This is a genomic window from Mesorhizobium mediterraneum, assembly GCF_002284565.1.
GTDB classification, from domain to species: Bacteria; Pseudomonadota; Alphaproteobacteria; order Rhizobiales; family Rhizobiaceae; genus Mesorhizobium; species Mesorhizobium mediterraneum.
In genome coordinates this window covers 33,847-45,534 of the sequence record NZ_NPKI01000039.1, presented here as the reverse complement: position 1 = coordinate 45,534, position 11,688 = coordinate 33,847, and the positions used below count along the sequence as shown (strand labels likewise).

The following is an 11,688-nucleotide window of genomic DNA, read 5'->3' as shown; positions in this document are numbered from 1 at the left end:
TGTTACACAGTTTGTTACACAGTCTGAGATAGGTTTCGCTTCGCACTGGTCAAGCGCAACAAGGAAGTTTTTGAAAAGAAAGGATTTTTATGGAAGCTGGATGGCGGAGAGAGCGGGATTCGAACCCGCGTTACGGTTTCCCGTAAACACACTTTCCAGGCGTGCGCCTTCAACCACTCGGCCACCTCTCCGTCTTGGCATTTCGCGTCGGCCGGTTTCGCCGCGCGGGTTGGGGAGATGCGTCTCCCTTGGGGGATTCCGGCCCGGAACTCGGTACCGTGGGCGCCGTCAACCAACGGACACCCTTTCCCCGCACCTGAGCCGTCAAAGCAACAGGCGCGGGGCTCATCTAGTCGATCCGGCATCGAATGCCAAGCCATAACGGCACTCTATTCGCTTTGCCGGGTACAGATGGTTTTGTCGTGCTACCGACGCAATGCTCCCGATGCGGCGACTGTCGAACGACGTGCACGGGAAATGCCGAAAAAAACCTGCCGCGCTTGACTTCGCTGTTGGCCGCCTATCGAGTGTCCGTCAGCTTTGCGGGGGCGGCATGACATCGAGCAACGAGCAGCCGGCCAGCGGACGGCCGGCCAGGCGACCGGACAGCGGGCTGTCCTACATCCCGCCTGCCTGGCTCGCCTTGGTCATGGCCTGGTCTGTTTACGGCATGATCTCGGGATGGCCGCTGACCAGCGACTACGGCCTGCCGGACAGCGTTTACTATCTCATCTATGGCAGCCTCGCCGCCAGCATCGTCATCTTTCTGTGGGGGCTTTTTGTCCTCGGTCTCGCCTTCAACCGCTCGGGCGCGTTTTCCCAGGCATTTCACGCTTTGGCAGGTCGCCACCATACTGTGGCTGCTGGCGAGGCAGTGCTACATCCTGGTCACGCCGGACTTCGTTTTCTCGGCCAGAGGGCTGGCCATCACCGGCGCTGAAATCGCCATCGGCTTGCTCTGCATCTACCTTCTGCGCCGCGGCTCGGGCGCCGATGCAGTCTATGCCAATCCGGGAACCGAACGCCCGCTGGTGCTGGCCTCGATCATCGCCACCTTGCTCGGGGTCATTCTCGGCGCCGCGCTCGGCGCCTGCGCCGGGTTTTTCGGCGGCTTGATGGTCGCGAATCTCACCGACATGAGCTGCTTCGAGGGTGCCTGCGCCTATTTTGCCCTGTTCGTCGGGCTGGCCGGGCTGGTTGTCGGCGCGGTGGCGGGCGGTGTGCTCGCTGTCTGGCGCGTCAATCGGCGAAAGCTGAAACCGGCAGCGTAGCTTCAAATTCGCGTGTCGCGATTGCGAACAAAGCGCGCGCACACTATCTCTCTGTTCGAAACAGACGTTGCAGTCTGTCTGCTAAAGTCCTGGGGAGGAAAGGTCTGCATGTTTCGCTTTCTTTTCCGTCTCGCGGCAATGGTTGCGCTTTCGGTTTCCGTCATCATGGCGGTGCTCGATACGACACGCTCGGTGGCGGCCTCGGCGCTGGTCATGACCCCGCTCAACACAAGCTGGCTCGCCGTCTCGCCGGATACGCGAAGCGCCTTCGAAAGCTTCGTCCGCGACAAGGTCAGTCCGCTGCTGTGGGACGGCGCCGTCGCCTGGGTGCTCAACCAGCCCGGCTTCGCCGTGTTCGCGGTGCTTGCCTTCATTCTCTACATGATCGGCTACAGGCGGAAGCGGCCGACAGGGCGGTTCGCCCGGACTTGATGACTTGTTGCTGATGGCCTTCAGGCGTCCCCAAACGAAGAGAAATCCCAAATCAAAGAGAATCCCAAATCAAAGAGAAAGGGAGACCGCGCATGTTTTTTCTCAGCGACATGCTGAACAAGAAGCTCAATCTGCCGAAGCCTGCCGAGGCGCTGCCGGGTCGTGCCAAGCCTATCCCGACGGCATCCAAGCACTTTGTCTCGAAGCGGCCGCTCAAGGGGCCTTATCCCGAGGGGCTGGAGACAGCGATGTTCGGACTGGGCTGCTTCTGGGGCGCCGAGCGTATGTTCTGGCAGGTCGAGGGCGTATGGGTCACGGCTGTCGGTTATGCGGGTGGCGTCACCCCCAACCCGACCTACCAGGAAACCTGCACCGGCCTGACCGGCCACGCCGAAGTCGTGCTCGTCGTCTACGACCCGAAGATCGTGTCCTATGCACAGCTTCTGAAGCTGTTCTGGGAAAGCCATGACCCGACGCAGGGCATGCGCCAGGGCAACGATGTCGGCACCACCTACCGCTCGGCGATCTACACGTTCGGCGATGCGCAATACCAGGCGGCGATCGCCTCGCGCGACGCCTATGAAGCCTCGTTGCGCGGTGCCGGCCGCGGCAAGATCACCACCGAGATCGCGCCGGCGCCAGAATTCTACTTCGCCGAGGAAGACCACCAGCAATATCTGGCGAAGAATCCCTACGGCTATTGCAATCTGCAGGGCACCGGCGTTGCCTGCGCCATCCCGGCTGCCGTCTCCGCCTGAGGCCGTTGTCGAGGCGATGATCCGTGGCGCCGGGATGCGGCGCCACGCTTTTCCAAAAGGTCAAAATTCCGCGTGAATTTTGTTTCGGGCCGTGCCAGATTGGCCCGAAGCGGGAGGAAGACACTCCTGTCTGATGTCGCATGCCTGCCGGAGAACCGGGCGGGCAGGCGGTGCGTAACGGAAAAAATAACCGACAGGGTGTGGATCACATGAAACGTATCGTTCTCGGCCTCCTGGCCGCAACTGCGATGGTTCTTCCGGCCTTCGCCGCGGACATTCAGCCCGCGCTTCTCTACGATCTCGGCGGCAAATTCGACAAGTCGTTCAACGAAGCGTCCTTCAATGGCGCCGAAAAGTTCAAGGCCGAAACCGGTATCGCTTATGTGGAATTCGAGGTCAGCAACGCGACCCAGCGCGAGCAGGCGCTGCGCCGTTTCGCCGAGGATGGCCGCAATCCGATCGCCATGGCGGGCTTCTCCTGGGCGGATGCGCTGGAGAAGATCGCCGTCGAGTTTCCCGACACCAAATTCGCCATCATCGACATGGTCGTCGACAAGCCCAATGTCCGCTCCGTCGTCTACAAGGAGCAGGAAGGCTCCTACCTCGTCGGCGTGATGGCGGCGATGGCCTCGAAGTCGAAGAAGGTCGGCTTCATCGGCGGCATGGACATTCCGCTGATCCGCAGATTCGGCTGCGGCTATGTCGGCGGCGCCAAGGCAGCCGGCGCGACCGATGTCATCCAGAACATGACCGGCGATACGCCGGCAGCCTGGAACGATCCGGCCAAGGGCGGCGAGATCGCCAAGACGCAGATCGACCAGGGCGCCGACGTGATCTATGCGGCGGCAGGCGGAACCGGTGTTGGCGTGCTGCAGGCAGCGGCGGATGCCGGAAAGCTCGGCATCGGCGTCGATTCCAACCAGAACGGACTGCAGCCCGGCAAGGTGCTGACCTCCATGGTCAAGCGCGTCGACGTTGCCGTCTACAACACCTTCATGGACGCCAAGAACGACAAGTTCACCGGCGGCATCAACGACCTCGGCCTCAAGGAAGGCGGTGTCGACTACGCCATGGACGACAACAACAAGGCGCTTGTCGATGACGCGATGAAGGCGGCGGTCGAAAAGGCCAAGGCCGACATCATCGCCGGCACCGTCAAGGTGCACGACTACATGTCGGACAACGCCTGCCCTTATTGATCGACCGACATCGCGGATCTGATCAAAGCCGCCGGGGTGAAAACCCGGCGGTTTTGCGTTATGGATGGCGGACCGCAAAAATAATATCCGGCAAGAGGAGGTAACGGCCGATGGCAACGGTGACGGGAATAGGCGGCTTCTTCTTTCGCGCCAGCGACCCGCAAGCGCTGACCGCCTGGTACGAGAAGCATCTGGGCATTGTCGACATCGCCAAGACCGTCTGGAAACAGGAGGCTGGCCCGACCGTCTTCGCACCGTTCCGTCGAGAGAGCGACTATTTCGGTCGCATGGATCAGCAGTGGATGATCAATTTCCGCGTCGATGACATCGATGCGACCGTGGCCGATCTCAAGGCGGCGGGCATCGCCGTCGAAACTCGCGCCGAATGGGATTCAGAGGCCGGCCGCTTCTGCCGCATTCATGATCCCGAAGGCAATCCGATCGAACTTTGGCAGCCGTCGAAAGCCGCTGCCTGACCTGAGAACCGCGTGGGCCGGCTGCACGTATTCGCGGCCGTCCGGCTATGCGGTCGCTTTCACCGGCCACGCTCGTTGCTCTTCCTCAGTCGCTCACCAATGCGGCGGCTTGGTCACCGGCACGTCCGGTGCGGCCTGTTCCTCCAACGCCAGGAAGCGGTCGGTGAGCGCATCGAGCTTGCGCTGCATGCGCTCGATCACCTTCCACTGCTCGGCGATCTGGCCGGACAGTTCCTCGATGGTCTTCTCCTGCTCGGCGGCGCGTATTTCCAGCGTTGTCAGCCGGTCGGCGGGCATGGTCATTTGAAAAACCTCGGGTTCTTGCTGCGCAACTCCCAAGAGATGCGAATTTTCTGGGTCTGCCACATTAGAGCGACGGGCGTCCAATTGGACGCACAAACTACGCTCTGACACTTACAATCTTCGCATCGTGCTTTCCGAAAATCGAATCCGGTTTTCCGGCCGATGCGACAGCGAATGTGAAGGCTGCGGCCACGTTCGAAATTGACAAGCGCGCGGGGATTTGTCGAGAGTGAACGCTGCTCCGGCCAATTGGCACAGACGGGGCGTCATGCTAGGCGTTTTGACCAAGCGATAAAAAAATAAGAGTGGGACAGGCTGCATGGCGCAAGCCGCAATCGAGCTGATCGGCATCAACAAGAGTTTTGGCGCCGTGCGCGCCAACCGCGACATCAATCTGGAGATCGTGCGCGGCACCATCCACGGCATTGTCGGCGAGAACGGCGCCGGCAAGTCGACACTGATGTCGATCCTCTATGGCTTCTACCAGGCCGACAGCGGTGAGATCCGCGTCGGCGGCCAGCCGGCGTCGATCAAGTCGCCAAACGACGCCATCGCGCTCGGCATCGGCATGGTGCATCAGCACTTCATGCTGGTCGACAATTTCACGGTGCTGGAAAACGTCATTCTCGGCGCCGAAAGCGATGCGCTGCTGAAGAAGAGCATCGCCAAGGCGCGGTCCGAACTGGAACGGCTCGAGCGCGAATACGGGCTGGAAGTCGATCCCGATGCGATCATCGAAGAGTTGCCGGTCGGCCTGCAGCAGCGTGTCGAAATCCTCAAGGCGCTGTATCGCGGCGCCGAGATCCTGATCCTCGACGAGCCGACGGGCGTGCTGACGCCCGCAGAAGCCGACCATCTGTTCCGCATCCTCAAGCAGCTGAAGGAGCAGGGCAAGACGATCCTGCTGATCACCCATAAGCTGCGCGAGATCATGGCGATCACCGACACGGTCTCGGTCATGCGCCAGGGCACGATGGTGGCGACCAGGGAGACCAAGAAGACGACAGTCGAGGAGCTGGCCGAGCTGATGGTCGGGCGCCGTGTGCTGCTCAGGGTCGAGAAGGGCGAGGCGGAAGCCGGCGGCGTCAAGCTCGCGGTCAAGAACCTGACGGTGAAGGATTCCCGCGGCGTCACCATGGTCGACGACATCTCCTTCGATGTGCGCGCCGGCGAGATCGTCGGCATCGCCGGCGTCGCCGGCAACGGGCAATCCGAAATGCTCGAGGCGATTTCCGGCATCAGGCGCGCCGTCTCGGGCTCCGTCATGCTCGACGGCAAGCCGATCGATCTCACCGGGGCCGCCGATCCCGGCGAGCTGCGCGACCGCGGTCTCGCCCATGTGCCGGAAGACCGTCATCATGTCGGGCTGGTGCTGGCCTTCGAGGAGAACGAGAATTCGATCCTCGGCTATCACGACGATCCGCGCTACCTGAAGGGGCCGTTCCTCAACATCGACGCCATCCGCGACGACGCCAAGGACAGAATAGCCAAATACGACATCCGCCCGGCGGACTGCCGGCTCAAGACCGCCAATTTCTCCGGCGGCAACCAGCAGAAGATCGTGCTGGCGCGGGAAATGGAACAAGACCCAGGCGTGCTCATCGTCGGCCAGCCGACGCGCGGCGTCGATGTCGGCGCCATCGAATTCATCCACAAGCGCCTCATCGCCATGCGCGACCAGGGCAAGGCGGTGCTGGTGGTGTCGGTCGAACTCGACGAGATCCGTTCGCTGTCCGACCGCATCCTAGTGATGTTTGCCGGCCGCATCGTCGGCGAGCGCGGCCCGGAGGCGACCGAGGGCGAGCTCGGCCTGCTGATGGCCGGCGTCGAGCGTCAGGAGGCGGCGGAATGAGCACTCCCTACGCCAAGCTGCCGGCCTGGGCCGATTACGGGCTGATTCCGGTGATCAATCTCGCCGTTGCCTTCGTCGTCGCCGGCTTCGTCGTGCTTCTGGTTGGCGAAAATCCGTTCCGCGCGGCCGCCGTCCTGGTCGAGGGCGCCTTCGGCCGTGGGCAAGGCATTGCGTTCACGCTTTTCTACGCCACCACCTTCATCTTCAGCGGGCTTTCGGTGGCGGTTGCGGCGCATTGCGGCCTGTTCAACATCGGTGGCGAGGGCCAGGGCTATATCGCCGGTCTCGGCATCGGCATCGTCTGCCTGGCCTTCGACAGCGTGCTGCCATGGTGGCTCACCTTCCCGCTGGCGATCATCGCCGCCGCGGCAATGGGGGCGCTGTGGGCGCTGATCCCGGCCTATCTGCAGGCCAAGCGCGGTTCGCACATCGTCATCACCACCATCATGTTCAATTTCATCGCCGCCAGCGTCATGGTCTACGCACTGGTCGGATTCTTGAAGCCGGCCAATTCGATGGCGCCGCAGACACGCACCTTCCTCGACGGCGCGCAACTGCCGAAGCTCAACTGGGTCATCGAGCTGTTCGGCGCCAAGATACGCTCGGCGCCGTTCAACATCAGCTTCCTGCTGGCGCTGGCCATGGCCTTTCTGGTCTGGGTGCTGATCTGGCGCACCAAGCTCGGTTACGAGATGCGCACCTACGGCCACAGCCCGAAAGCGGCGCGCTATGCCGGCATTTCGGAGACCCGCATCATCATCGTCGCCATGATGATCTCGGGCGCGCTGGCCGGCATGATGGCGCTTAATCCGACGATGGGCGACCAGCACAATGTCGCGCTCGAATTCGTTTCGGGCGCCGGTTTCGTGGGCATCGCCGTGGCGCTGATGGGGCGCCTGCACCCGGTCGGCATCGTGCTCGCCGCAATACTATTCGGCATGCTCTACCAGGGCGGCGCCGAGCTCGCCTTCGAGATGCCGGCCATCAGCCGCGATATGATCGTCATCATCCAGGGCCTGGTCATCCTGTTCGCCGGCGCGCTCGAGCACATGTTCCGGCCCTATGTCCAGGCGCTGTTCGCCTCGTTCAGCCCGAGATCCGTCGGCATGGAAGCGATCAAGGGGAAGGGCGCCTGAGATGGATTTGTTCAACGCCATCGTCCAGGTTCTGGACTCGACCATCCGCCTGTCGGTGCCCTTGCTGCTCGCTTGCCTCGCCGGCCTCTATTCGGAGCGGGCCGGCATTTTCGATATCGGGCTCGAGGGCAAGATGCTGGTCGGCGCCTTCGCCGGTGCCGCCGCAGCCTCCGTCTTCCACTCCGCCTATCTCGGCCTCGGCATGGCCATCCTGATCTCGGTCGCCTTCGCCATGATCCACGGCTTTGCCTCGATCACTCATCGCGGCAACCAGATCGTCTCCGGCGTCGCGATCAATTTCATCGCCGCGGGATCGACGATCATGCTTGGCCAGGCCTGGTTCCAGCAAGGTGGGCGCACTCCGGCACTTGCGCCCGGCGAGCGGTTCGGGGCGATCATCTGGCCTGGCGCGGACGCGCTCAGGGGCGTGCCGATCCTCGGTCCGATATATTCGGAACTCATCTCCGGCCATTCCGTGCTGGTCTATATCGCGTTCCTCGCCGTGCCGTTCACCTGGTGGGTGCTGTTCCGCACCCGTTTCGGCTTGCGGATGCGCGCGGTCGGCGAGAATCCGGCCGCGGTCGACACGGCCGGCATCTCGGTCGCCTGGCTGCGCTACCGGGCGCTGATCTGCACCGGGGTGCTCACCGGCATTGCCGGCGCCTACCTGTCGATGGTGCAGAACGGCGGCTTCGTAAAGGACATGACCGCCGGCAAGGGTTATATCGCGCTGGCCGCGCTGATCTTCGCCAAGTGGAAGCCGGTCAACGCCATGTTCGCCTGCCTGTTGTTCGGCTTCCTCGACGCGCTGTCGATCCGCCTGCAGGGCACGCCGCTGCCAGTGATCGGCAAGGTGCCGGTGCAACTCATGCAGGCGCTGCCCTATATCCTCACCGTCATCCTTCTCGCCGGCTTCATCGGCAAGGCGATCCCGCCGCGCGCCGGCGGCGTGCCCTATGTCAAGGAACGCTGAGCATGGCCCCAAAAAGTGGAAGCCGGTTTTCGGACCGGCCATGCGAAAAGGAAAATATGAGCATGGCCCCGAAAAGTGGAAGCCGGTTTTCGGACCGGGCCATGCGAAAAGGAAAATATGAGCATGGCCGCGAAAAAGTGGAAGCCGGTTTTCGGACAGATCATTCTAGGGAAAAACTAAATGTCGCATGACCTGTTCGAAGCGGCCAAGGCCGCCATGGCCAAGGCCTATGCGCCCTATTCGAAATTCCCGGTCGGGGCGGCACTGCGCACCGAGGACGGCCGCGTCTTTGCCGGCGCCAACATCGAGGTCGCGTCCTATCCGGAAGGCTGGTGCGCCGAAACCACCGCGCTCGGCCACTACATCATGGGCGGCGGCGGCAGGATCACGGAGATCGCCGTGATTGCCGAGCGCATGGCGAAATGCTCGCCCTGTGGTGGCTGCCGGCAGCGGCTGGCCGAATTCTGTCGGCCGGAAACCAAGCTTTATCTCTGCGACAATGGCGGTGTGGTCGAGACTGTGACCATGGGCGAGATGCTGCCCTACGGCTTCCAGGGCGATATTTTGAAATGAAGGAAGCGCTCGATCATCTCGTCGAAAGGCTGGACGGGCTGGCGCCCGCCACCGCGCTCGTGCTGGGTTCGGGCCTCGGCGGGCTGGTCGACCAGGTCGAGGACGCCGTCCGCATTTCCTATGCCGAATTGCCGGGCTTTCCCAGAAGCGGCGTCACCGGCCATGCCGGCGAGGTGGTGGCGGGACGTTTTGCCAGCACACCAGTGCTGATGCTGTCCGGCCGCGCGCATTATTACGAGCACGGCAACGCGGCGGCGATGCGGCCGGCGCTGGAGGTGCTCGCCGGCCTCGGCATCTCGAAACTGATCCTCACCAATGCCGCCGGCTCGGTCGACCCGGACATGGGGCCGGGCTCGGTGATGCTGATCACCGACCACATCAACTTCTCGGGCTCCAACCCGCTGATCGGCGAGCCAAGCGACCGCCGCTTCGTCGGTCTGACCGAAGCCTATGATGCGGGCCTTCGCTCGGCGATCGAGACGGCCGCGAAGGCGACGGATACCGCGCTGCACAAGGGTGTCTATATGTGGTTTTCCGGGCCCTGCTTCGAGACGCCCGCCGAGATCCGCATGGCGCGCGTCATGGGCGCCAATGCCGTCGGCATGTCGACCGTGCCGGAAGTCATTCTCGCCCGCTTCCTCGGCCTGCGCGTCGCTGCCTGCTCGGTCATCACCAACCTTGCAGCAGGGATGACCGGGGCGGAGCTTTCGCACCAGGAGACCAAGGACATGGCGCCGGTTGGCGGCGCGCGGCTGGCGACCATTCTCCAGCGTGTGTTCGAAGACGGGCTGCCGGAGAGTAAGGTCTCGGCCTGATGCTTCCCCAGGAAATCATCCGCAGCAAGCGCGACGGCCATAAGCTGTCGGCGCAGGAGATCGCCAGCTTCATCGAGGGCGTGACCACCGGCACCGTCTCGGACGGGCAGGTCGGGGCGTTCGCCATGGCGGTGTTCTTCAACGGCATGAGCCGCGACGAGGCGGTGGCGCTGACGCTGGCCATGCGCGATTCCGGCGACGTGCTCGACTGGTCGGACCTGCCGGGCCCGGTCACCGACAAGCATTCGACAGGCGGCGTCGGCGACAATGTCTCGCTGATGGTGGCGCCGATCGTCGCCGCCTGCGGCGCCTATGTGCCGATGATTTCCGGCCGCGGCCTCGGCCATACCGGCGGCACGCTGGACAAGATGGATGCCATCCCCGGCTATATCAGCCAGCCGGATGTTACGCGCTTCCGCAAGGTGGTGCTCGAAACCGGCTGCGCCATCATCGGCCAGACCGCCGATCTCGCGCCCGCCGACCGCAGGCTCTATGCGATCCGCGACGTGTCGGGCACCGTCGAATCGGTGCCGCTGATCACCGCCTCGATCCTGTCGAAGAAGTTGGCCGCCGGCCTGCAATCACTGGTGCTCGACGTGAAGGTCGGCAACGGCGCCTTCATGGAAAAGTCGCGCGACGCAGCGGCACTGGCGAACAGCCTGGTCGAAATCGCCAACGGCGCAGGCCTGAAGGCCTCGGCGCTGGTCACCGGCATGAACGAGCCGCTGGCATCGGCTGCCGGCAACGCGGTCGAGGTGCAAAATGCCGTCGACTTTCTCACCGGCCGCGTCCGCGATCGGCGCCTGGAGGATGTGACGCTGGCATTGGCCGCAGACATGCTTCAGTCGGCGGGGCTGGTATCGTCCAACCAGGACGGCATGCGGCGCGCCGCCGAGACGCTTGCCGGTGGCCGCGCGGCGGCCGTCTTCGCGCGCATGGTGGCGGCGCTCGGCGGTCCGGCCGACTTCATCGAGAATCCGGAAAAATACCTGCCGAAGGCGGCGACCGAGTTTGCGGTCAAGGCGACCGAAAACGGCTTTGTCACCGGCATCGCCACCCGCGACATCGGTCTTGCCGTCGTCGGGCTTGGCGGCGGGCGCATACGGCCGGACGACAGCATCGATCATGCGGTCGGCATCACCAGGCTATTGCAGGTCGGTGCGGAGGTACGCGCCGGCGAGGCGCTGGCGCTGGTCCATGCCCGCAACGCCTCCGATGCCGAGGCGGCCGCGGCCGCCGTGCTTTCGGCCTATACGATCGGCGCTTCGAAGCCGCCTGCGGAAAAAGCCGTCATCCGGCGGATCCTGCCGCGCGGGTGATCACTGGACGAGCAACAGCGCGCCGTTTTCGACCTGATATTTTTCAAGCCGCTGGAGAAAACTCAGACCGATCAAATTGGTGCGCAGTGCCTTGTCGTCGAGCACCACCGCCTGGACGCCGTCGACCGTGATCTTGCCGATCTGCAGGCGATCGACGGTCACCAGGGCAGCCTTGATCGCCCCGTTGGCGGTGTTGACCGTGTGGCGGAAGTCCGACGCGTTCAGCGAAATGCCGATCCTGCGTGCCGTCGAACTGTTGATGGCGACGAGCGTGGCGCCGGTGTCGATCATGCCGTCAACCTGACGGCCGTTGAGCTTGAATGCCGACGTGAAATGCCCGCGCGCATCCGCCGTGACCACGACCTTGCGGCCGAGCGGCTGCGGCGTCGCCGGCATGTCGGGAACCGCGGCCAGGTTCAGGTCCGTTTGCGTTTCGACCGTGGGCCTCGCCCTGACCGCCGATTTCAGCAGGCCATCGAGCATCTGCGGATTCGATTGATAGAGGATCGGGAACGACGCCGATGTTACGGCGAGCACGCCTAGGATGAGAAGATTGCGCAGCATGGACCGGCCTTCGTGAA

Annotated in this window: 14 protein-coding genes and 1 tRNA gene; 12 read left to right on the top strand and 3 right to left on the bottom strand. The window is 63.5% G+C overall.

From position 1 onward, the window contains the following. Positions 1-101: 101 nt before the first annotated feature. Positions 102-191, bottom strand: a tRNA-Ser gene (locus tag CIT25_RS28420). Positions 192-553: 362 nt separating this feature from the next. Between CIT25_RS28420 and CIT25_RS37785 the strand changes: the two genes are divergently transcribed. The 6 genes from CIT25_RS37785 to CIT25_RS28395 all read left to right on the top strand — a co-directional run bounded on the left by CIT25_RS37785 (position 554) and on the right by CIT25_RS28395 (position 4,136). Next, the gene (locus tag CIT25_RS37785; protein ID WP_245330025.1) at positions 554-940 is read left to right on the top strand and encodes a hypothetical protein; all 387 of its coding nucleotides are present in this window, start codon (positions 554-556) and stop codon (positions 938-940) included. A gap of 13 nt (positions 941-953) precedes the next feature. Beyond that, the gene (locus CIT25_RS37780) at positions 954-1,271 is read left to right on the top strand and encodes a hypothetical protein (protein WP_245330024.1); all 318 of its coding nucleotides are present in this window, start codon (positions 954-956) and stop codon (positions 1,269-1,271) included. A gap of 108 nt (positions 1,272-1,379) precedes the next feature. Further along, a complete protein-coding gene (locus CIT25_RS28410) occupies positions 1,380-1,703 on the top strand; it encodes a hypothetical protein (RefSeq protein WP_095488528.1) in 324 nt (107 codons plus the stop codon). A 92-nt stretch (positions 1,704-1,795) separates the two neighbouring features. Beyond that, positions 1,796-2,461: a peptide-methionine (S)-S-oxide reductase MsrA gene (msrA, locus tag CIT25_RS28405; RefSeq protein WP_095488527.1), complete on the top strand. Its 666-nt coding sequence runs from the start codon at positions 1,796-1,798 to the stop codon at positions 2,459-2,461. Between the two features lie 209 nt (positions 2,462-2,670). Continuing rightward, positions 2,671-3,660, top strand: coding sequence for a BMP family lipoprotein (locus CIT25_RS28400; RefSeq protein WP_095488526.1), 990 nt, complete (start codon positions 2,671-2,673; stop codon positions 3,658-3,660). A 110-nt stretch (positions 3,661-3,770) separates the two neighbouring features. Continuing rightward, a complete protein-coding gene (locus tag CIT25_RS28395; RefSeq protein WP_095488525.1) occupies positions 3,771-4,136 on the top strand; it encodes a VOC family protein in 366 nt (121 codons plus the stop codon). Between the two features lie 93 nt (positions 4,137-4,229). On the opposite strand, the gene CIT25_RS28390 is transcribed toward CIT25_RS28395, so the two are convergent. Continuing rightward, complete coding sequence (locus CIT25_RS28390; protein ID WP_095488524.1) at positions 4,230-4,439, bottom strand: SlyX family protein; 210 nt, start codon at positions 4,437-4,439, stop codon at positions 4,230-4,232. Positions 4,440-4,758: 319 nt separating this feature from the next. Here CIT25_RS28390 and CIT25_RS28385 point away from each other — a divergent pair, with 319 nt between their 5' ends. From CIT25_RS28385 to deoA, 6 genes are all read left to right on the top strand, one after another. After that, positions 4,759-6,291 carry an ABC transporter ATP-binding protein gene (locus tag CIT25_RS28385; protein WP_095488523.1) on the top strand — a complete coding sequence of 511 codons (1,533 nt, stop codon included), beginning with the start codon at positions 4,759-4,761 and terminating at the stop codon, positions 6,289-6,291. Continuing rightward, complete coding sequence (locus CIT25_RS28380; protein WP_095488522.1) at positions 6,288-7,427, top strand: ABC transporter permease; 1,140 nt, start codon at positions 6,288-6,290, stop codon at positions 7,425-7,427. The genes CIT25_RS28385 and CIT25_RS28380 overlap by 4 nt, the downstream gene beginning before the upstream one ends. Position 7,428: 1 nt before the next feature. Beyond that, entirely contained in the window at positions 7,429-8,400 is a 972-nt protein-coding gene (locus CIT25_RS28375; protein ID WP_095488521.1) for an ABC transporter permease, read from the top strand. 180 nt (positions 8,401-8,580) lie between these two features. Further along, positions 8,581-8,973, top strand: coding sequence for a cytidine deaminase (gene cdd, locus CIT25_RS28370; RefSeq protein ID WP_095488520.1), 393 nt, complete (start codon positions 8,581-8,583; stop codon positions 8,971-8,973). Continuing rightward, positions 8,970-9,788 carry a purine-nucleoside phosphorylase gene (locus CIT25_RS28365; protein WP_095488519.1) on the top strand — a complete coding sequence of 273 codons (819 nt, stop codon included), beginning with the start codon at positions 8,970-8,972 and terminating at the stop codon, positions 9,786-9,788. The genes cdd and CIT25_RS28365 overlap by 4 nt, the downstream gene beginning before the upstream one ends. Continuing rightward, positions 9,788-11,107: a thymidine phosphorylase gene (deoA, locus tag CIT25_RS28360; RefSeq protein ID WP_095488518.1), complete on the top strand. Its 1,320-nt coding sequence runs from the start codon at positions 9,788-9,790 to the stop codon at positions 11,105-11,107. Before CIT25_RS28365 ends, deoA begins: the two co-directional genes overlap by 1 nt. Here deoA and CIT25_RS28355 read toward each other — a convergent pair whose 3' ends face one another. Beyond that, complete coding sequence (locus CIT25_RS28355) at positions 11,108-11,671, bottom strand: TIGR02281 family clan AA aspartic protease (protein ID WP_095488559.1); 564 nt, start codon at positions 11,669-11,671, stop codon at positions 11,108-11,110. Positions 11,672-11,688: the final 17 nt, after the last annotated feature.